Below are 20088 nucleotides of genomic sequence, written 5' to 3' on the forward strand. Positions count from 1 at the left end.
CGACTTGCAGACTCTCTTGGACTTCTGCGGAAGTCCGCAGAATGATGCAGTGGAGCGGGCGATGGGAATCGAACCCACGGCTCTAGCTTGGGAAGCTAGGGTATTACCATTATACGACGCCCGCTCGGGCTGATTTGGCGGCTCCAGAGGCAGAACCGAGGTGGCATTCTACGCCGCCGCCTGCCGCAGGGGCAACCGGCGGGGTACGAAACTCAGTCGGCCAGGCGGCGGTAGCGGCCGCCCTGGAAGACGAGGGGGGGCCGGGCCGGGTCCTGGGCGAAGCGCTCGACCTGGCCGATGAAGATGAGGTGATCGCCGCCGGCATGGCGGGCGACGTTGGCGCATTCGAAGCTGGCGCAGGTGCCGGCCAGCACCGGGGCGCCGCCCAGGCCGGGCTGCCAGGCGATGCCGTCGAACTTGTCTTCGAGGCGGGAGGCGAAGCGGTTGGAGACTTCTTCCTGGTTCGCTGCCAGCACGTTCACGGCAAAGTGGGAGGCGCTCTCGAAAATGCCCAGGCTGGGGGAGTTGGCGGAGAGGCTCCACAGCACCAGGGGCGGCTCCAGGGAGACGGAATTGAAGGAGCTGACGGTGAGGCCCACCGGGGTGCCGTCGGCGGCCATGGCGGTGACCACGGTGACGCCGGTGGCGAAGCCGCCCAGGGCGTTGCGGAAGGCGCGGCAGTCGAAGGGGGCCGGGGTGGCGGCGGCGTCGCTGTCGCAGGTGTTGCAGGGCAGGTCGAGGGCGGAGTTTTGGCTGGAAGTCATGAAGTCGTCGGAGGCGGGCTGCGTGCTAACATGCGCGGACTTTTTGCCGTCCGGGGTGGCGCCGCTGTGGCGGTCTGCCCCTGCAATGCCCTTATTTTCAAGGAAGTGATGCTATGAGAATCGGAACGCCCCTCTCCCCTTCGGCCACCAAGGTGATGCTGCTGGGGGCGGGAGAACTGGGCAAGGAGGTGATTATCGCCTTGCAGCGCCTGGGTGTCGAGGTCATCGCCGTGGACCGCTACGCCGATGCGCCGGGCATGCAGGTGGCCCACCGTTCCCACGTCATTTCCATGACCGACGGGGCCGCCCTGCGCCGCCTCATCGAGCTGGAGAAGCCCCATCTGGTGGTGCCGGAGATCGAGGCCATCGCCACCGACACCCTGGTGGAGATCGAGGCCGAGGGCCTGGCCCAGGTCATTCCCACGGCCCGGGCTGCCAAGCTGACCATGAACCGGGAAGGCATCCGCCGCCTGGCCGCAGAGGAACTGGGCCTGCCCACCTCGCCCTACCGCTTCGCCGATTCCCTGGCCGAGCTGCAGGCCGCCATCGACGGCACGGGGGAGGAGAAGGGCATCGGCTACCCCTGCGTGGTCAAGCCGGTGATGTCCTCCTCCGGCAAGGGCCAGTCCCTGCTGAAGGGCCCCGCCGACGTGGAGAAGGCCTGGAACCATGCCCAGGCCGGCGGCCGGGTGCAGCAGTCCCGGGTCATCGTCGAGGGCTTCGTCAAGTTCGACTACGAGATCACCCAGCTCACCGTGCGCGCTGTGGGCAGCTCGGGCCAGGTGGAAACCTTCTTCTGCGAACCCATCGGCCACATCCAGGTGGACGGCGACTACGTGGAATCCTGGCAGCCCCAGCCCATGAGCGAGGCGGCCCGGGAGAAGTCCCGGGAGATCGCCGAGAAGGTCACCAGCAACCTGGGCGGCCGCGGCATCTTCGGCGTCGAGCTGTTCATCAAGGGCGACCAGGTGTGGTTCTCTGAAGTCAGCCCGCGCCCCCACGACACGGGCCTGGTGACCCTGACCAGCCAGCGCCTCTCCGAATTCGAACTGCACGCCCGGGCCATCCTGGGCCTGCCGGTGGATGCCAGCCTGCGCACGCCCGGCGCCTCCGCCGTCATCTACGGCGGCCTGGAGGAACAGGGCGTGGCCTACGAAGGCGTGGCCGAGGCCCTGCAGGTGCCCACCGCCGACCTGCGCCTGTTCGGCAAGCCCGAGAGCTTCAAGAAGCGCCGCATGGGCGTGGCCCTGGCCACCGGCGGCAGCATCGAACAGGCCCGGCAGCGGGCCAGCCTGGCCGCCAGCCGGGTGACGCCGGTTTCCGGCAAGCCCGCAGCCAAGAAATAAGCGGGCCGTAACGCAATGGATACGGGCCAGTGGCTGCTCCCTACCCTGGGGGCCGCACTGGCCCTTCTTCTTGGCCGTGCCGGCCTGCACTGGGCCATCCGGCGCGGCCTGCAGGCCCCCATGGTCCCGGAACAAGGCAGCCCGGGCGATCTGGGCCTGCCCTTTCGTGAGTGCGCCATCGCCGGGCCCCGGGGCAAGCGCCTCTTCGCCTGGATGATTCCCGCCGCCACTGTCGCCGCCCCCACGGTGGCGGTGCTGCACGGCTGGGGCGGCAACGCGGAAATGATGCTGCCCCTGGCGGCGCCCCTGCACCGGGCCGGCTACGCCGTGCTGCTGCTCGACGCCCGCAGCCACGGCCGCAGCGAGGCCGACACTTTCGCCTCCCTGCCCCGCTTCGCCGAAGACCTGGAAGCGGCCCTGGACTGGCTGCCCGGCCAGCCGGAGGCGGACGGCCGGCGCCTGGCAGTGCTCGGCCATTCCGTCGGTGCCGGCGCCGCCCTGCTGGTGGCTTCCCGCCGCGACGATCTGGCCGCCGCCGTCAGCGTCGCCGCCTTCGCCCACCCGGCGGCCATGATGCGGCGCTGGCTGCGGGCCCTGCACATCCCCTACCTGCCCCTGGGCTGGTACATCCTGCGTTATGTGGAGCGGACCATCGGCCACCACTTCGACGCCATTGCCCCCATCCGCAGCATCGCCCGGGCCCGCTGCCCGGTGCTGCTGGTCCATGGCGACGCCGACGACACCGTGCCCCTGGCCGAAGCCCGGGCCATCCTCGCCGCCCGGGGCGACACCGCAGCCGAGCTGCTGGTGGTGCCCGGCAGCCACGACAGCTACGGCGAGGTGGAGGAGCAGATGCCCCGGTTGCTGGAATTCCTGGCCGCCCATCTCCATCCGGGCGAATCGGAGCCGGCGACTCCCGGCGCCAGTCAGTCCGTCAGCGCCTGGAAGATGCGCCGGTAGGCCTGGCGCATGGCTGCCAGGGCCTGGGGCCGGGGCTCCCGGCCGCTGTAGCTGACGATGTCGAAATAGCCCGTCAGCACATGCAGCTCCTCGGCCAGATCCGGGTAGCGGCGGTGCAGCTGGCGCCCGTATTCCCGGGGGCCCTGGGCGGCGGCCCGGGGTTCGCCGTAGTAGGCGAAGAGCCGTTCGGCGGCATGGAAGTACTGGCGGATGCCGCGCCCCCCTGCCCCGTGGCGCCCGCCCAGGCCCAGGCGCAGATAATCGAGGCGGGTGCGCAGCCAGGCCAGCGGCCCCGTCTCCCGTGCCAGCAGCCAATAGGCCAGCACCAGGGCCAACAGCAGCAGCGCCAGCAGGGTCTGGACCACTTCCTGCAGATGCTCCTGCATCCATTGCTTGAAGCGCTCCCACCAGTCTTCCACCGCCTCGCAGGCCGGGGCCGTGGCCTGCGTCAGCTGCTCCAGCCAATCCGCCAGATGGTTGATGGCGCTGGCCTGCCACTCGGGCATGCCGGGCCGGCGGGCGGCCAGGCGCATTTCCCCGGGACCGGGCCAGGCGGAACGGAGCGGACCGGCCTCCCCGGCGCCGCCCCCGCCACTGCCGCCGGCTGCCCCATGGCCACCGCTGCCGCCACCAGCGCCGCCGGCCGGACTCTCGCCCAACTGCACCCCGCCGGGCAGGCCGTGCTTCCAGGAGAGATCGGCCCAGGAGACCTGGGGCGTGATGGCATAGAACAGGCCCGCCAGCCCCAGGATCACCAGGGCGGCGGTCACCGCTGCCAGGCCCTGGCCGGCAACGCGGCCGTCGCCCAGGGCCTGGGCCTGGACCTGGCGGGAGCGGCGATCCACCTGCTCCGCCACCAGGCTCAGCACCACCGCCAGCACATAGGGCAGCAGATAGAAGAGCATGGTCCAGTCGGCCCGGTAGTGGGCGGCGGCGAACAGCACCAGCACCGCCGACACCAGCAGGCCCATGTAGAAATGGCGGCGGCTGATGCTGATGCAGTTCTGCGCCGCCTGCATGCCGCACAGCAGGTAGAGGCCGCCCCGGGGCATGCCCCAGACGGGCAGGAGAATGAGGAAGAAGAGCACGCCGGCCATGACCAGCACCGCCTTCTGCCAGCCCCGCCCCAGCTCGCTGGCCACGCCCTGCTGGCGCCAGCCGAGGAACAGGGTCAGGCCGAACAGCAGGGCCCACAGCGTCACCTCAAAGCCGAAATGGCCGTACTGGATGTCGAGGAAGCAGTTGCACATGACCCCCAGGGTCAGGCAGGCGTACAGCCCCAGGTAGGCGGGGCCGTAGGTGAGGGGCGCGGGGGCGGCGGCAGGGCGGGTCATGGATTGAACAGGGCCAGCAGATCGTCGCCCCGGCGCACCGGCAGCACCCGGGCGCCCAGTTCCATGAGGCCGCCGGTCAGGCCGTCGCTGCCCCAGGCGGTGGCGCCGGTGAAGCTTTCGGGGATGAAGCGCAGGGCCAGCAGATGGGCGCCCCGCTGCCGCAGCTGGGCCAGGGCCCCCAACGTCGCCTGGCCGCCCCCGGGCACGGCCGGCTCGTTGTGGAAGCTGATCACGGTCTCCCCCGGCGTCAGGGCTGCGGCGGCCTGCTCCAGCACCTGGGCGTAGGGCGTGTCGCCGTCCGCCGCCACCACGGCGAGGGCATCCAGCATTTCCTGGAAGTGCAGTTCGCCGCAGCCGGCGCCGATCTCCAGGGGCTGCCGGCCGGCGCCCAGGAGCCGCACCGGCAGGCCGTTGCCGGTGGCGTAGCGGGCCAGGGAGGCAGCGATGCGCACCGCCACCTCGAAGCTGGAATCCCGGCCCCGGCCCAGCTCCGAGGCGGCCTGGCAATCCAGCACCAGACACAGGCTGGCGGAGGCCAGGGGCTCGAACTCCCGCACCATCAGTTCGGCATTGCGGGCGCTGCTGGGCCAGTGGATGTGGCGCGGGTTGTCGCCCCGGCGGTATTCCCGCAGGCCGCAGAACTCGCTGCTGCCGGCCCCCTCCGGCAACTGCAGGGCGCCCCGGTGGATCAGGGTGGGCGTGCCGCGCAGGGGCAGGGCGACGATGGGGAAGATCCGGGGATAGATGACCAGGGAGGTGAGCCCAGCGTTGCGCCCCTGGCGGGCCTCGGCCAGCCCCAGGGGAAAGCTGGAGGCCAGACCCACCGGGCCGAGCTGGTAGAGGCCCCGCTTTTCCGCCTGCAGGGTGACGCTGAACTGGCGCGTGCCGCCCCCCGGCACCCAGGCCACCTGGCCCAGCACCACCTCGGCCAGAGGCGCGCCAGCCGCCGCGCCGACGAAGGGCAGGCGGTCCACCAGTTCCACCATGAAGCGGGGCAGCAGGCCCCGGTTGTGCACCGTCACCGTCAGTTGCAGCGGCTCGCCCTCGGCGGCCCGCACCGGGCCGCCGCGCTCCGCCGCCAGACGGCGCACCAGCCAGTGGGGCCAGACCACGCCGGCCGCCAGGGTGGCGAGGAACAGGGCGGCCACCGCCCACAGCAGGGCCTGCACCCGGTTGAGGGCGGCCGTGTAGGCCACCAGGGTGAGACCGGCCAGGATCAGGGCGCGCCGGTGCCGCCCCAGCCAGCCGGCCAGGGGCCGGCCGTCGAACGCCAGGGGCAGGGGCGTCTCCGGCGCCCGGGAGTCGCTCATACGGGGGCCGGCACCTGGTTCAGGATGTCCGCCAGCACCGCTTCCGCATGGCGTCCCTGGGCGGCGGCCTGGGGCCGCAGGATGAGGCGGTGGGCCAGCACCGGCCGAGCCACTGTCTTCACCAGCTCCGGGCTGACATAGTCGCGACCCTGCAACAGGGCCAGACCCTGGGCCGCCCGGCATAGGGCCAGGGTGCCCCGGGGACTGGCGCCCAGGCGCAGGTCCGGATGGACCCGGGTGGCCGCCACCAGGCGGGCCACGTAGTCGGCCAGGGAATCTTCCACATGCACCTCGCTCACCGCCTGGCGTGCCGCCAGCAGTTCCGCCTCGCCGAGCACGGCCTGCAGCCGCTCGATGGGATGGCCGTGGGCCTGGGCGCGCAGGATGCGGGCTTCCTCCGCCGCACTGGGATAGCCGGTGGACAGGCGCATGAAGAAGCGGTCCAGCTGGGCCTCGGGCAGCACGTAGGTGCCGGCCATCTCGATGGGGTTCTGGGTGGCCAGGACCATGAAAACCGGCGGCAGGGGGTAGGTGTGGCCGTCCACGCTGACGTGGAATTCCTCCATGCACTCCAGCAGGGCCGACTGGGCCCGGGGCGTGGCCCGGTTGATTTCGTCGGCCAGGAGGATGTTGGTGAACACCGGGCCGGGGCGGAACTCGAATTCCGTGGTCTTCTGGTTGAACACCGGCACCCCGGTGACATCGGAGGGCAGCAGGTCCGGCGTGCATTGCAGGCGCTTGCAGTCGAGGGCCACGGACTTGGCCAGGGCCCGGGCCAGCATGGTCTTGCCGGTGCCCGGTACGTCCTCCAGCAGCAGGTGGCCGCGGCAGAGCAGGGCGACCACGGCCAGTTCGATCACCGGGCGCTTGCCGATGATCACTTGTTCCACGTTGTCGATGAGGGTCTGGATGGTCTGCATGGAGGCGGCAGCGTTCATGTCGTTGGAATGGGCCGCAGTGTAGCCCGCCGGCATGGCCCCGGGCAATCCGGCGGCGGGCGGTAGAATGGCGCCCTTGAACGCTTTCCCATCAGTCCCGAGCAGCCCGTGCCCAAGACCGCCCCCGATCCCGTCGCCGAATTCGCCCCCCGCCTGATCGCCTGGCAGAAGCGCCACGGCCGTCACGACCTGCCCTGGCAGCAGACCCGGGACGCCTATCCCATCTGGCTCTCGGAAATCATGCTGCAGCAGACCCAGGTGACCACGGTGATGCCCTACTACGCCCGCTTCCTGGCCGAGTTCCCGACCCTGGCGGACCTGGCGGCGGCGCCCGTGGAGCGGGTGCTGGAGCTGTGGGCCGGCCTGGGCTACTACGCCCGGGCGCGCAACCTGCACGCCTGCGCCGTGCGGGTGATGGCGGAACACGGCGGCCGCTTCCCCCGGGAGCCGGAGCGCATCGCCGAACTGCCGGGCATCGGCCGCTCCACGGCGGCGGCCATCGCCGCCTTCGCCTACGGGGTACGGGGCGCCATCCTGGACGGCAACGTCAAGCGGGTGCTGTGCCGCTGTTTCGGCGTCAGCGGCTTTCCCGGCATCCCCAAGGTGGAGAAGGGCCTGTGGCAGCTGGCCGAATCCCTGCTGCCCCACGGTCCGGGGGAAATCGAGATCTACACCCAGGGCATCATGGACCTGGGAGCCAGCCTGTGCAGCCGGGGCAAGCCCACCTGCGCCATCTGCCCCATGCAGGAAATCTGCGTCGCCCGCCGCGAGGGGCGCCAGGAGGAACTGCCGGAGGCCCGGCCGGGCAAGGTCATCCCGGAGCGCCGGGTGACGGCGGTGATCTTCAGCGACGGCCCGCGCCTGCTGCTGCAGCGCCGCCCCCCCAGCGGCATCTGGGGCGGCCTGCTGGCCCTGCCCGAGCTGGCACCGGGGGAAAGCGCGGCCAGCCTGGCCCTCGGCCTGGGCCTGCGACTGCAGGCGGAGCAGGCCCTGCCGCCGATCCGCCACACCTTCACCCACTTCCGCCTGGAACTGACGCCCCTGCTGTGCCAGGTGGCACCGGTAGCCACGGCTGGGGAGCCGGGCTGGGAATGGCTGCCCTGGCAGGACATGGCCACGGCGGCCCTGCCGACGCCCCTGCGCAAGCTGCTGCAAGCACCGCTGTTCTAGTCTGGGCGCCGCTTCCCGGCCAGCTCCCGGTCAGCTTTCGTCAGTTCAATCTATTAACTAGTGCATACCGGCGGGGCCTGGGGGCGTGTTAAAAAGCGCCCGGCTTCGCGGTGCAGGGAGGTGTTCATCCGCGAGGCTTTCCAATAACAAACAAGAAGCATCGCCGAGCCTTTCATGAAAAATTTCCCGTTATCCAGGCAGATCCTGGTGGCAGCCGCCATTGCCGTGGCCGTGATGGTTGCCGTATTGAGCAGCGTCGTCACCTACCTGGCCCGCGAGGCCGCCATCAAGCAGACCGAGCAGTCCCTGCAGGAGCAGACTGCCCTCATCGTCACCACCCTGGAATTCGCCCAGGAGACCCTGAAACTGCGGGCCCTGGACAACCTGCGGGTATTCGAGCGCTCCCTGGACGGACACATCCGGGCCAGCGGCCGCAGCATCGCCACCGGCAAGGAACAGCTGCCGGAACTGCTGCTGGGCAATACGCCCATCAACGGCAACACCCCCCTGCTGGAGGCCTACCGCAAGGCCAACCCGGGCCGGGAGCCGTCCTTCGTCATCCGCAGCGGCGAGCGCTACTACCGGGGTGCCACCCTGCTCAAGAACGCGGCCGGCGAATCCCGCAACGGCGAGGCCCTCTCCGACAAGGAGGAATATGTGGCCTATCTCAACCGGGGCGAGCCCTACGCCGGCACCATCCAGCGCAACGGCAAGATGTACGCCCTGGCCGCCATGCCGATCAAGGACGACAGCGGCAAGGTCCTGGGGGGCATCACCCTGCGCCTGGACGCGGAGGACAACATTGCCCTGCTGAAGAAGAAGCTCTTGGGCCTGACGGTGGGCAAGAGCGGCTACCCCTACATCATTTCCCAGCCCTACGGCGACCAGACGGAGAGCGTCTACATCATCCACCCCACCCTGGAAGGCAAGAAGACCGGCGAAGCCGGCCCCATGGCCAAGCACGTCACCGACCTGCTCAACGCCAAGCGCAACGGGGTGGTGGAATACAAGTGGAAGGACAAGGAGGGCCGGGAGCGGGACAAGATCGTGGTGGTCAAGGAACTGCCCGAGCTGCACTGGATCGCCGCCATCGGCTCCTGGACCGACGAATTCACCGAAGACACCCTGGCCCTGCGCAACCAGGTGCTGGCCCTGGCCCTGGTACTCGGCATCGCCCTCATGCTGGCCATCGCCCTCCTCGCCCAGCAGCGCCTGAAGCCGGTGACCGCCGTGGTGGAGGCCGCCAACCGCCTGGGCGACGGCGACCTGTCGGTGCAGCTCCGGGGCGCCGAGGCCAGCCGCAACGAGGTGGATGTGCTGTCCCGTGCCCTGGGCCAGGCGATCACCGCCATCCGTGGCCTGATCGCCAATCTGCAGAGCACCAGCCAGACCCTGAACGGCACCGCCGCCGAAATCTCCGACGCCTCGGGCGAACTCAACGGCGCCACCGCCAGCCAGAGCGAAGCGGCCGCCTCCATGTCGGCTTCCGCCGAGGAGCTTTCCGCCAGCATCCACCTGGTGGCCGAAAGCGCCCAGGCGGCCCTGGCCCTCACCGAAGAGGCACGCCAGGTGGCCGACTCCAGCCTGGGCACGGTCAGCCAGGCGATCAGCGCCATGGGCCAGACCGCCGATGCCGTGCGGCATTCGGCAGAGCAGGTGGGCGAGTTGGGGCGCCGTTCCCAGGAAATCGAGCACGCCCTCTCCGCCATCAAGGGCATCGCCGAACAGACCAACCTGCTGGCCCTCAACGCCGCCATCGAGGCGGCCCGGGCCGGCGAGGCGGGCCGCGGCTTCGCCGTGGTGGCCGACGAGGTGCGCAAGCTGGCGGAGCAGTCCGGCCATACCGCCCAGGAAATCTCCAGCATCCTCTCCCAGGTGGGCGTGGGCGTGAACACGGTGCAGGACACCATCGCCCAGGCCGTGACCCGGGCTGCCGACTCGGTCCAGGCCTCCCGCCAGCTGGAGGAGGCCCTGACCCGGGTTTCCCAGCGCTCGGCCCAGGTCAGCAACGCCATCCAGGACATTGCCGGCGCCACCCGGGAACAGTCCGGTGCCGCCCAAAGCATCGCCCGGGAAATCGAGCAGGTGGCCAGCATGGCCGAAGAGACCGGCTACGCCGCCCAGGCCAATCTGGAACGGGCCGCCAAGCTGGTGGCGGCCGCCGACAATCTGCAACGGGACACCCAGCGCTTCAGCCTCTGAGGCATGTCTGGGCTCCCGACCAAGCCCGGCTCCGGCCGGGCTTTTTTGTATCGGTCCCGGGAACGGCGGCCAACCGGCGGCGCCTGCAACGGCCCCGCCGGCAAGGCCTGCATTGGTGCGGGATGCCGGCCATTCTTGACAAATCCCAATAGAATCAATATAGTGCGCACATCGCCGCTTCGCGGCGTTATTTTTTTCAGTCGGTCCCTTACCCGCCTCCCCTCTGCTGAGGCGACTGCCCTTCCCTCCAACCGGGCCGACTGCGGAGGCGCTTCTGCCGCCTCCCGATTTCTTGAACCCCACTGTCACCGTATTCGCGTCCCGAGGTTGTCGACGCGGTGGCCACAGGAAAGGAGAGAGAGCGCATGTCTTCCACCTTCTCGCTCAAGTACATGTCCCGGCGCGTCAGTTGCGCCTTCAACCTGCTGCAGGTCTGTCTGGTGGTGGCCGTCCTGGCCCTGCTGGTGACGGCCAGCCCCTTGTTCGCCGAAAACGCACTGAACGGCGCCGAAAACACGGCCGAAGCCGAAACCGAGGCCGGCGTTGCCGCCGCCGAAGTGATTCAGGCCCCGGCCCTGGCCGCCGTCGCTCCCGACCCCGCTGCCGACGAGCCCCTCAGCCCCCGCATGCGGGCGGCCCTGGGCTATGTGGCCCAGCGCTACCGGGTTTCCGCCGATGCCCTGCGTCCCATTTTCCACGCCGTGCAGAGCACCAGCCAGGAACTGAGCCTGGACCCCCTGCTGATCGTCGCCGTCATCGGCGTCGAATCCCGTTTCAATCCCTTCTCCCAGAGTGTCATGGGTGCCCAGGGCCTGATGCAGGTGATCCCCCGCTTCCACAAGGACAAGCTGCCGGCCAACGCCGGCAAGGCGCCCCTGCTGGACCCGGTGACCAATGTGCGGGTCGGTTCCCTGGCCCTGGAAGAGGCCATCCGCCGCAACGGCGGCCTCATGGAAGGCCTGCAGCAGTTTGCCGGCGCCACCCGGGACGAGGACCAGACCTACGCCACCAAGGTCCTCTCCGAGAAGCAGCGCCTTGAGGATGCGGCCAACCGCCGCCTCGGCCGCGGCTGAGGCCACGCCGTCCCCACCCCATCGGGCCTGACCTTGCGTCAGGCCTTTTGCATTGGGGCGTGCCTTTCTTCAGGCTCAGGTCGCCGCCGGCCCCTTTTTATCCACCAGGCCGATGCTGAGCCGGGCCAGGCCGATGCCCAGGGCCAGGGTGACGAAGCCGGCGCTCCAGCCGCCGACCCCGTGCCGGCCGAAGGCGTCCAGGGCCATGCCGAAGGCCACCGGGCCGACGAAGCCGCCGGCGAAGCCGATGCAGGCGTAGAGGGCCAGGGCCTTGCCGCGCCGGTCCGGCGGCGTTTCGGTGAGCAGGCCGGCGGTCATGGCGGCCGAATCCAGGTTCATGGTGGCGGCGTAGGCCAGCAGCAGCACCATGGCCCACCAGCCGTGGCCGCCCACATTGCCCATCAGCGCCACCAGCAGGGCCATGGCGGCGGACAGGTTCATCACCCGGCGCAACCAGACGGTGCGGCCCCAGCGATGGGCGCCCTCGTTGCCCAGGATGCTGGCCGGCACGGCGAGGAAGGTGGCCAGGGCGGCGACGATGCCCGGAGCCGCCGTCAAAGCCGAGGGCGTCTGCAGGTGGGACCAGGTGAGGTAGGCCACCAGCCAGGAGCGGAAGCCGAACAGCTCCCAGTTGTGGCCGCAGTAGGCGCCGCAGAAGGCCAGGATGCGCCGGTCCCGCAGCACGCTGCGCCAGCCGCCGTCGCCGCTGCCGGCGGCAGTGGCAGGCAGCTTGGGCGGCAGGGCGAAGGCGATCAGGGCCACGGCGGCAGCCACCGCAGCCGCCGCCAGGGCAAACAGCAGGGGCCAGGGCAGCAGGCGGCCCAGGCCTTCCAGCAGCAGGTAGGAAAGGCCGGCGCCGGTACCGAAGGAAGCGGTGTAGAAGGCCGTGCCCCGGGACTGGAAAGCCACCGGCAGGCGGTCGGTAAGGGCCCGCAGGCCCGGCATGTAGGTGCCGGCCAGGCCGAAGCCGGCCACCAGCCAGCACAGCAGGCCGGGCACGAAGCCCCGGGCGAAAAGGGCGAAGGCGGCCAGGGCCAGGGCGGAGAGGCTGGCCGCCAGGAGGTAGATGCGGCGGGCGTCGTAGCGGTCGGTGAGGCTCACCAGCAGGGGCACGGCGGTGATGTAGCCGAGGAAGAAGACGCCGCCGAGCCAGCCGCCCTCGGTGGCGGAGAGCCCCCATTCGGCGGTGAAGGTGGGCAGCAGGGTCGGCACCAGGGCGAAACCCAGCATGGTGAGTATCTCGGCACCGCAGCAGAGCAGCACCAGACGCCAGGGGAAAGCGGCAGGAACGGTCACGGCGACGACGGGGGCGCCCTAGGACACCAGGCCCTTGGGCGCCAGATACTTGTAGAGGATTTCCAGGCGGGACAGCGGGTCTTCCAGTTCCAGCAGCTTCTGCTGGGCCAGGGGCTGCACCGGCATGACCTCGGACAGGCGGTAGCCGACCCAGCTGGCGTCGTCGAAGGCGTGGGGCGGCGGCAGGCGCTCCGGCCCCAGGTCGGCGGCGATCTGTTCCAGCAGGGGCACCAGGGGCGCCAGCCCTTCCGGCACCGGAGTGAAGGGCGCCTCCTCCAGCACTTCCACCCGGGCCCGCAGCAGGCCGTCGGCCTGGGTTTCGCGTTCCAGGATGCGGAAGCGGTGGTCGCCGGCCACGGTGAGATGCAGGATGCCCAGCTGGGGCATGTCCCACTGGCGGATGAAGGCCAGGGTGCCGACCCCGTGGGGCGCCGCCGGGGCCCCCACTTCCTTGCCCTCGGCGATGAGGCAGACGCCGAAGGGCCGCTTGTTCTTCATGCAGTCGCTGGCCATGTCCAGGTAGCGCTGCTCGAACACCTTGAGGGGTAGCACGCCGCCGGGAAACAGCACCGTGTGCAGGGGAAAGAGGGGGATTTCCAGCACCTCGGGCGTCGCCTGGCCGGCGGGTTCCTTGCCCAGCAGTCGTTCCAGCCAGCCCATCAGCCCTCCTCCCCGGCTTCGCCCCAGCGGGCCATGAGCCGGTGCGGCACCGCCAGCTGGTCGAGGATGCGGGCGACGACGAAATCCACGATCTCCTGCACGCTCTGCGGGTGATGGTAGAAGCCCGGATTGGGCGGCAGGATCACCGCCCCGGCCTGGGACAGGCGCAGCATGTTCTCCAGGTGGATGGAGGAAAAGGGCGTCTCCCGGGGTACCAGCACCAGGAGGCGGCGCTCCTTCAGCACCACGTCGGCGGCCCGCTCGATGAGGTTGTCCGAGAGGCCCTGGGCGATGGCCGCCAGGGTGCCCATGGAACAGGGGCAGACCACCATGGCATCCGGCGGATTGGAACCGGAGGCCACCGGGGCAAACCATTCCTCCCGCCCGTACACCTCCAGGCGCCCCGGCAGGTCGGCATGGCGCTGGCGGAAATAGGCCGCCACCTCCTGGGGCCGGGAGGGCAGCTCCAGGTCCATCTCCTGTTTGGCGACGATCTGGGCAGCCTGGGAGTAAAGCAGCTGGACGCGGCAGCCGGCGGCAAGCAGGCATTCCAGCAGGCGCACCCCGTAGGGCAGGCCGGAGGCGCCGGTGAAGGCGAGGCAGACGGTCTTAGACATGGGCGGGCTCCGCGGCGGCCGCTTCGGCCGCCAGGGGGGTGGAGAGGAAACGGGCGGCGATGAGGCCGTTCACCGTGCCGAAGAAAAGCGCGGCGCAGGCGAACAGGGGCGCCAGGAGAAAGACCCCGTCATGGGGGATGAGCCAGGCCCGGGCCAGGAGGATCTGCCCGGCCATGTGGGCGAAGGCGGCAATCACCGACAGGCTGACCGGGCCGAACCAGCGCCCCGGCAGGTGCCGCGCCGCCCCCAGGGCCAGCAGGCTGAACAGGGCGCCGGTGGCGGAAAGGAAGAAGCCGGGAGCCAGGAACTGGCCCAGCAGCAGGCTGCCGGCCAGCACCCGCAGGCCCGTCACCCAGGCAGCAGCCCGCCAGCCGCAGCGGGCCAGGACGATGAGGGTGACGATGTTGGCCAGCCCCGGCTTGACCCCGGGCAGGGGCGTGGGAATGGCGGCGTCGATGAGGGAGAGGCCGATGGCCGCCGCCGCCAGGCGGGCGATGCGGTGGTCCTCGGCGCTGAGGGGAATGCGCAGCACCCGGCGGCAGTCCGCGTCAGTAGCTGAGGGAGTCATAGGCGGAGGTGCGGCCGGCGATCTGCAGGCTGACGTGGTTGGGGGCGCAGATGGCGATCTCGCCGGGACGGGCCAGCCAGCCCTGGCGCACGCAGTACTGGCGCGGCCCGGGGTCGGCGGCGATGCGGGCCCGGCCGGGCTCCACGGCAATGACGGTGCGGCCCAGGGGGCCGGGCACTTCCAGGGTGCGGCGCTGTTTCAAATCCACTTCGGCAAAGACCTGGCCGCCGCTGCGCACCACCGCCTTTTCCGCCGCCCCGCCCTGCCAGGCCAGGGGAAAGAGGCCGGCGCAGAGCACGGCCCCCAGGCCCAGGGTCAGCCAGTCGCCGGGACGCAGCAGGTGGCGCCATTCCTGCCAGCGCTGGCCCAGGGAGGGAGCGGCCGCCGCCGCCGGCTCACTTGGCGGCATCGGACAACTGCCGGTGACGCAGCAACACCCGCAGGCCATCGTTGCCGCCCTCGTCTTCGCCGTCGCGGAACTGGCGGGCCAGCCACTCGGCCAGGTACACGGAGCGGTGCTGGCCACCGGTGCAGCCCACGGCCACCGTCAGATAGCTGCGGCTGTCGCGCACATAGCTGGGCAGCCACTGGGAAACGAAATGGAAAATGTCCGCCGCCATGCGGCCCACGTCCTCCTGGGCTTCCAGGTAGTCGATCACCGGCTGGTCGCGGCCGGTGAGGGGGCGCAGGTCCGGGTCGTAATGGGGATTGGGCAGGCAGCGCACGTCGAAGACCAGGTCCGCGTCCAGGGGAATGCCGTGCTTGAAGCCGAAGGACTGGAACAGCAGGGTCAGGCCGTGGCTGGCGTCGGCGGCGATGAACTGGCGCACCCAGTCGCGCAGGGTGGCGGCCTTGAGGTCGCTGGTGTCGATGTGGTGGCCGAGCAGGGCGATCTCTTCCAGCAGCTCCCGCTCCTCCCGGATGGCCTCCACCAGGGTGCGGGACTCGGTGGCCAGGGGATGGCGGCGGCGGGTCTCGGAGAAGCGCTTGAGCAGGGTCTCGTCCTTGGCGTCGAGGAAGAGGAAGCGCAGCTCCACCTTGGCCTTGAGGCTATCCAGCAGCCGCGGCAGCTCCCGGATGCCGGCGCCGCCGCGCACGTCCATGGCCACCCCGACCTTGCTGTAGCCCTGGGCGGAAAGGGAGTCGATGAGCTGGGGCAGCAGCTCCGAGGGCAGGTTGTCCACGCAGTAGTAGCCGCCGTCTTCGAGGACGTTGAGGGCGATGGACTTGCCGGAGCCGGAGAGGCCGGAGATGAGGACCAGATGCATGGGGTGGAGAGCAGTCGGAAGGCGGATGGATAAAGGGCGGGCCGGCGCGGGCGCCCGGTCCCCGGAGCATAGCGGCGGGGGCTTTCGCGATCAAGCCGGGGCGGCATACACTGTTGGGCCCCGGTTCGATCACCGACCGTCACGCAAGTTCATCGCCATGCACCTGCTCAGCATTCCCTTCCTGCCCGAACTGACCGCCCTGCGCCGGGACATCCACGCCCATCCGGAACTGGCTTTCGACGAGAGCCGCACCGCCGACATCGTGGCCCGGGAGCTGGAACGCTACGGCATCGAGGTGCACCGGGGCATCGCCAAAACCGGTGTGGTCGGCGTCCTCAGGAATGGCAGTTCCAAGCGCGCCATCGGCCTGCGCGCCGACATGGACGCCCTGCCCCTGGAGGAAAAGAACGAATTCCCCCACCGCTCCCGTCACGAAGGAAAGATGCACGCCTGCGGCCACGACGGCCACACCGCCCTGCTGCTGGGGGCGGCCCGCTGGCTGGCGGAGCAGCGCAACTTCGACGGCACCGTGGTCTTCATCTTCCAGCCCGCCGAGGAATCGGAAGGCGGCGCCGCCGTCATGATCGAGGACGGCCTGTTCGAGAAATTCCCGGTGGACGCGGTGTACGGCCTGCACAACTGGCCCGGCATCCCCCTGGGGGAGATGGCCATCATGCCCGGCCCGGTGATGGCCGGCACCTGCGCCTTCGAGATCGCCATCCGCGGCCACGGCTGCCACGCCGCCATGCCCCACCAGGGGGTGGACCCCATCGTCGCCGGCAGCCAGCTGGTGCAGGCCCTGCAGACCGTGGTCAGCCGCACCCTGCATCCCTGCGAATCGGCGGTGGTCTCGGTCACCCAGTTCCACGCCGGCTCGGCCTGGAACATCATTCCCGACGACGCCGTCCTGCGCGGCACCATCCGCACCTTCAAGCCGGAAGTGCAGGAAACGGTGGAGCGGGCCATCGAGCGTCTGGTCAGCGGCGTCGCCGCCGCCACCGGGGCCCAGATCGGCGTCACCTTCGACCACCGCTATCCGCCCACGGTCAATTCCGGCCCCGAAACCGAAGTCTGCCGCCACGCCGCCCGGGCCGTGCTGGGCCACGAGCGGGTCATCACCGACGCCCTGCCCTCCATGGGCGCCGAGGACTTCGCCTACATGCTGCGGGAAAAGCCCGGCTGCTACGTCTGGCTGGGCAACGGCCCGGGCACCGGCGGCTGCACCCTGCACAACCCCCACTACGACTTCAACGACGAGGCCCTGGCGGTGGGTATTTCCTACTGGGTCAGCCTGGCCGAGACCGCCCTCAAGCCGGTCTAGGCCGCTGTCCCTGCCTGGCCGGCGCGGAAGGCCACGTAACGTTCGCTGATGAACTGTTCGAGGGCCCGGGTCAGATCATTGCCGGACAGGCCGGATGCCAGTTCCCGGGCCCGGGCGACAAACTCATCCTGAGCGACGCCGGCCCCCTCGGCCAGTTGCAGCCACAGGGAACGCTGTGGCGTCACCGCCTCCGTCACTTCGGGCATTTCCAGTCCTTCCTGCTGCCAGCGGGTCTTCCAGCCAGCCATGGGGTCCCAGACCCGGGGCGTGTCGTCCCCGGCCGCCGGCTCCGCTTGCGGCTGATCCGCCATCAAGACACCCATGGCCTGGGAAATGTCCAGTTCGCGCTGGGCGTCGGCTTCGGTCATGGGCGCCTTCCAGCCATCGATCTGGACCTTCATCGACAGATTGAGCAGGCGGTTGAAGCGGGCCTGCTTTTCCGGGTCCGGATTGTTGTGCCCGATTTCCTTCATCTCCTGGCGGAACTGCTGCAACAGGGCCTCGTTCTCCGGCAGCAGGGGCAGGTTGGCGACGCTGTCCGGCAGATAACCGCCGCCGGGGGCCGGCTGGCGCTGCTCCAGCCGGGCCCGGGCTTCGGCCATGATGTCCTCGGGAAAGTCCCGGCTCATCCAGTACTCCGCATCCGGCAGCTTCAGGCCCTGGCTGGTGTCATTTCTTGCCGCCTCCCGGGCGGCGCTGGAAATGGTGACGCTGGCACTGGCCGCCGCTGCCGCCGGGGTGGCGCCAGCCTCTGCGACATCCCGCTGGCGGCCCAGGGCTGCGGCGGAAATGCGGCTAATACTGGCATAGCCGCTGACTGCGGCAAGGGCAGAGGTGGTGCTCATCAATCGTCTCCTGGCGGCGCGGCAAAGTCTGCCGCGGGTGGCTCATGCCCGACTTCCATGCAGAAGTCATGCCAGAAACGTAAAGCTAGGTTAACGCGCCACCAGCCAGCCCTCTTCTTCCTGCAGCACGCCGGCCCGCAGCAGGTCGGCGGTGAGCCATTCCGCCGTTTCCTCCTCGTCCATGGCCAGGTAGCGGGCGGCCACGGAGCGGGGGAAGCTGAGGCTGGCGATGAGACCCGGCAGTTCGCGGCGCTGCACCCGGCGCTTTTCCAGCAGGTAGAAGACCAGCATCACCTTGAGGGCGTGACGGGCCAGGCGTTCGATGGAACTCTCGAAGCCGGCCAGGCGGGAATAGGCCCGCTCGAAGCTTTCGCCGATGTCGGCAAAAGGGGCTCCGTGGCCGGGAATGACCGCCCGGATGGGCAGGGCGGCCAGCATGTCCAGGGTCTGGCGGGTGGTGCGCAGGCCGTCGCCTCCCAGCAGTTCGGCGAAGATGACGCCGAAGCCGTCCTGCCACAGGGCGTCGCCGGAGATGAGGATGCCCTGGTCGGCATTGAAGTAGGCCAGGGCGTCCATGTCGTGGCCGGGCACGGCCAGGGACTGCCATTCCAGGCCGCCCAGGGTCAGCCGGTCGCCGGCGGCCAGGGTGGCGTCGTGCTGGAAGCGGGCCGCCTGCTGCCCCAGGGGCGAGAGCAGCAGGGCCTCCTCGTCCCACTCGGCGATGGTCGCCGCCATGCCGGCGGGCACCAGCACCCGGCAGCCGGTGGCGTGCTTCAAGGCGGCATTGCCGCCGATGTGGTCGGAGTGGGAGTGGGTGTTGATGAGGCGGGTCAGGCGGCGGCCGTCCAGGGCCTTTTCCACCAGGGCCAGGGTCTGGGCGGCGTGGGTGACGTAGCCGCTGTCCACCAGGGCCGCTTCTTCATCCTCGATACAGAGAACGTTGTTGGAGGAGAGCCAGCCCCGCTCCAGCACCAGCAGGGAAGCGGGCAGCCGGGGCGGCGGCGCCACGGATCGGGAGGATGCCATCAGTCGCTGCCTGGGCCGAGTTCGGCCTGCACATTGGCCGGCAGGGGCGCCTCCGGCTCAGCCGACGGCAACGGCTGGGGGACCGGCAGCGGCTCCCCGTCGCCGAAAATCTCGGCCTCGCTGCGGCCGCAGCCGATGCAGTAGCCGTCCTCCATGGTGCAGATACCGATGCAGGGGTTGTCCTGTTCGCTCATGGCAGACTCACTGATGGCCGCTGCCGACGGCAGCAGCAGGGGGATTCCTGAGCCTGCCGGCGCTCTTCCACCGCGGCCAGCACGGCCAGGCGCGCTTCGTCCGCAGCGCCGGCCCAGGCGGCGATTTCCTCCAGGGTGCGCAGGCAGCCCCGGCACAGGCCGGAGGCGGCATCCATCTGGCAGATGTTGATGCAGGGTGAGGCAACGGCCATGACAGTCTCGTCCGACAAAAAAGGGGCCGGGGTAGACCCGGCCCGCTACGGGGGGTTCCGTTTCAGCCGGCGCACTTGGCCAGCAGGGCCCGGGCGGCCTTGGAGGCGGACTCCCGCCCCAGGTGGGCGGAAATGAAGGCGCCGGCTTCCACCAGCCGCTGCAGGTCGATGCCGGTGCTGATGCCCAGGCCCTCAAGCAGATAGACCACGTCTTCCGTGGCCACGTTCCCCGAGGCGCCCTTGGCGTAGGGGCAGCCGCCCAGGCCGGCGACGGAGGCGTCGAACACCGCCAGGCCCAGCTGCAGGGAAGCGTAGATATTGGCCACGGCCATGCCGTAGGTGTCGTGGTAGTGGCCGGCGAGCTTGGCCATGGGCACGTGGCGGGCGCAGGCCTCCAGCAGGCGGGAAACGCTGGCCGGATTGCCGACGCCGATGGTGTCGCCCAGGGAGACTTCGTAGCAGCCCATGTCGTAGAGGATCTTCGCCACTTCGGCGGCCTTCTCCGGCGCCACGGCGCCCTCGTAGGGACAGCCGACAACGCAGGAGACGTAGCCCCGCACCTTGATCTCCAGGGCCGAGGCGGCGGACACGATGGGCTCGAAGCGCTTCAGGCTTTCGGCGATGGAGCAGTTGATGTTCTTCTGGGAAAAGGCCTCGGAGGCGGCACCGAAGATGGCCACCTCGGTGGCTCCGGCCTCCACCGCCGAGTCGAAGCCCTTCAGGTTGGGCGTCAGCACCGGGTAGGCGACCCCGGGCTGCTGGCGGATGCCGCGCAGCACCTCGCTGTTGTCCCCCATCTGGGGCACCCACTTGGGGGAGACGAAGGAGGTGGCCTCCACCGCCGGCAGGCCGGCGGCGGCCAGGCGTTCGATCAGTTCGATCTTCACCGCCGTGGGCACCACCTGCTTTTCATTCTGCAGGCCGTCCCGGGGGCCGACCTCGACGATCTTGACGTGGGTGGGTAGGGGCATGGTCAGTCTCCGC

General features: G+C 70.1%; 21 protein-coding genes and 1 tRNA gene. 6 read left to right on the top strand and 16 right to left on the bottom strand.

What is annotated here, in order from left to right; all coding sequences use genetic code 11:
• Positions 1 to 50: 50 nt before the first annotated feature.
• Positions 51 to 124: transfer RNA gene (locus OEL49_RS09470), tRNA-Gly, on the bottom strand.
• Between the two features lie 88 nt (positions 125 to 212).
• Positions 213 to 764 (bottom strand): flavin reductase family protein, encoded by a 552-nt coding sequence (locus OEL49_RS09475; RefSeq protein ID WP_287874506.1) that lies wholly within the window; start codon positions 762 to 764, stop codon positions 213 to 215.
• A 113-nt stretch (positions 765 to 877) separates the two neighbouring features.
• On the opposite strand from OEL49_RS09475, the gene purT reads away from it, so the two are divergent.
• On the top strand, positions 878 to 2110 hold the full coding sequence (gene purT, locus OEL49_RS09480; RefSeq protein ID WP_287874508.1) for a formate-dependent phosphoribosylglycinamide formyltransferase: 1233 nt from the start codon (positions 878 to 880) through the stop codon (positions 2108 to 2110).
• Between the two features lie 15 nt (positions 2111 to 2125).
• Positions 2126 to 3070, top strand: a complete 945-nt coding sequence (locus OEL49_RS09485; protein WP_287874510.1) for an alpha/beta hydrolase — start codon at positions 2126 to 2128, stop codon at positions 3068 to 3070.
• On the opposite strand, the gene OEL49_RS09490 is transcribed toward OEL49_RS09485, so the two are convergent.
• The 3 genes from OEL49_RS09490 to OEL49_RS09500 are packed head-to-tail and all read right to left on the bottom strand — an operon-like array spanning position 3037 to position 6688.
• A complete protein-coding gene (locus tag OEL49_RS09490) occupies positions 3037 to 4404 on the bottom strand; it encodes a DUF4129 domain-containing protein (protein ID WP_287874512.1) in 1368 nt (455 codons plus the stop codon). The two genes, OEL49_RS09485 and OEL49_RS09490, sit on opposite strands and share 34 nt — an antisense overlap.
• Positions 4401 to 5714: a DUF58 domain-containing protein gene (locus tag OEL49_RS09495; protein ID WP_287874514.1), complete on the bottom strand. Its 1314-nt coding sequence runs from the start codon at positions 5712 to 5714 to the stop codon at positions 4401 to 4403. Before OEL49_RS09495 ends, OEL49_RS09490 begins: the two co-directional genes overlap by 4 nt.
• Positions 5711 to 6688, bottom strand: coding sequence for an AAA family ATPase (locus OEL49_RS09500; protein ID WP_287874516.1), 978 nt, complete (start codon positions 6686 to 6688; stop codon positions 5711 to 5713). The genes OEL49_RS09495 and OEL49_RS09500 overlap by 4 nt, the downstream gene beginning before the upstream one ends.
• Before the next feature lie 72 nt (positions 6689 to 6760).
• Between OEL49_RS09500 and mutY the strand changes: the two genes are divergently transcribed.
• From mutY to OEL49_RS09515, 3 genes are all read left to right on the top strand, one after another.
• On the top strand, positions 6761 to 7822 hold the full coding sequence (mutY, locus tag OEL49_RS09505; RefSeq protein ID WP_287874518.1) for an A/G-specific adenine glycosylase: 1062 nt from the start codon (positions 6761 to 6763) through the stop codon (positions 7820 to 7822).
• A gap of 207 nt (positions 7823 to 8029) precedes the next feature.
• On the top strand, positions 8030 to 10024 hold the full coding sequence (locus tag OEL49_RS09510) for a methyl-accepting chemotaxis protein (protein WP_287874520.1): 1995 nt from the start codon (positions 8030 to 8032) through the stop codon (positions 10022 to 10024).
• A 365-nt stretch (positions 10025 to 10389) separates the two neighbouring features.
• Entirely contained in the window at positions 10390 to 11097 is a 708-nt protein-coding gene (locus OEL49_RS09515) for a transglycosylase SLT domain-containing protein (RefSeq protein ID WP_014236102.1), read from the top strand.
• 75 nt (positions 11098 to 11172) lie between these two features.
• Here the strand turns inward: OEL49_RS09515 and OEL49_RS09520 are convergent, their stop codons facing one another.
• From OEL49_RS09520 to rapZ, 6 genes are read right to left on the bottom strand one after another with little or no spacing between them, the layout of a single operon-like run.
• Positions 11173 to 12393, bottom strand: a complete 1221-nt coding sequence (locus OEL49_RS09520; RefSeq protein WP_014236101.1) for an MFS transporter — start codon at positions 12391 to 12393, stop codon at positions 11173 to 11175.
• An 18-nt stretch (positions 12394 to 12411) separates the two neighbouring features.
• Positions 12412 to 13053, bottom strand: coding sequence for an LON peptidase substrate-binding domain-containing protein (locus OEL49_RS09525; protein ID WP_014236100.1), 642 nt, complete (start codon positions 13051 to 13053; stop codon positions 12412 to 12414).
• A complete protein-coding gene (locus OEL49_RS09530; RefSeq protein ID WP_014236099.1) occupies positions 13053 to 13670 on the bottom strand; it encodes a flavin prenyltransferase UbiX in 618 nt (205 codons plus the stop codon). Before OEL49_RS09530 ends, OEL49_RS09525 begins: the two co-directional genes overlap by 1 nt.
• Positions 13663 to 14238, bottom strand: coding sequence for a Gx transporter family protein (locus tag OEL49_RS09535; protein ID WP_152090278.1), 576 nt, complete (start codon positions 14236 to 14238; stop codon positions 13663 to 13665). Before OEL49_RS09535 ends, OEL49_RS09530 begins: the two co-directional genes overlap by 8 nt.
• Complete coding sequence (locus OEL49_RS09540) at positions 14219 to 14647, bottom strand: NusG domain II-containing protein (RefSeq protein WP_287874525.1); 429 nt, start codon at positions 14645 to 14647, stop codon at positions 14219 to 14221. The genes OEL49_RS09535 and OEL49_RS09540 overlap by 20 nt, the downstream gene beginning before the upstream one ends.
• Positions 14634 to 15506, bottom strand: coding sequence for an RNase adapter RapZ (gene rapZ, locus OEL49_RS09545; RefSeq protein ID WP_014236096.1), 873 nt, complete (start codon positions 15504 to 15506; stop codon positions 14634 to 14636). Before rapZ ends, OEL49_RS09540 begins: the two co-directional genes overlap by 14 nt.
• Before the next feature lie 157 nt (positions 15507 to 15663).
• Between rapZ and OEL49_RS09550 the strand changes: the two genes are divergently transcribed.
• Positions 15664 to 16827, top strand: a complete 1164-nt coding sequence (locus OEL49_RS09550; protein WP_287874527.1) for a M20 aminoacylase family protein — start codon at positions 15664 to 15666, stop codon at positions 16825 to 16827.
• Here the strand turns inward: OEL49_RS09550 and OEL49_RS09555 are convergent.
• The 5 genes from OEL49_RS09555 to OEL49_RS09575 all read right to left on the bottom strand — a co-directional run bounded on the left by OEL49_RS09555 (position 16824) and on the right by OEL49_RS09575 (position 20075).
• Positions 16824 to 17672, bottom strand: a complete 849-nt coding sequence (locus OEL49_RS09555; RefSeq protein ID WP_287874529.1) for a hypothetical protein — start codon at positions 17670 to 17672, stop codon at positions 16824 to 16826. The genes OEL49_RS09550 and OEL49_RS09555 overlap by 4 nt on opposite strands.
• A gap of 90 nt (positions 17673 to 17762) precedes the next feature.
• Positions 17763 to 18698, bottom strand: a complete 936-nt coding sequence (locus OEL49_RS09560) for an MBL fold metallo-hydrolase (protein WP_287874531.1) — start codon at positions 18696 to 18698, stop codon at positions 17763 to 17765.
• Positions 18698 to 18892: a DUF1289 domain-containing protein gene (locus OEL49_RS09565; RefSeq protein WP_014236092.1), complete on the bottom strand. Its 195-nt coding sequence runs from the start codon at positions 18890 to 18892 to the stop codon at positions 18698 to 18700. Before OEL49_RS09565 ends, OEL49_RS09560 begins: the two co-directional genes overlap by 1 nt.
• Complete coding sequence (locus tag OEL49_RS09570; protein WP_014236091.1) at positions 18889 to 19104, bottom strand: DUF1289 domain-containing protein; 216 nt, start codon at positions 19102 to 19104, stop codon at positions 18889 to 18891. The genes OEL49_RS09565 and OEL49_RS09570 overlap by 4 nt, the downstream gene beginning before the upstream one ends.
• Before the next feature lie 62 nt (positions 19105 to 19166).
• Positions 19167 to 20075 carry a hydroxymethylglutaryl-CoA lyase gene (locus OEL49_RS09575; RefSeq protein ID WP_014236090.1) on the bottom strand — a complete coding sequence of 303 codons (909 nt, stop codon included), beginning with the start codon at positions 20073 to 20075 and terminating at the stop codon, positions 19167 to 19169.
• Positions 20076 to 20088 lie beyond the last annotated feature (13 nt).

Source organism: Azospira sp. (genome assembly GCF_030247495.1).
Taxonomy (GTDB): Bacteria; Pseudomonadota; Gammaproteobacteria; order Burkholderiales; family Rhodocyclaceae; genus Azospira; species Azospira oryzae.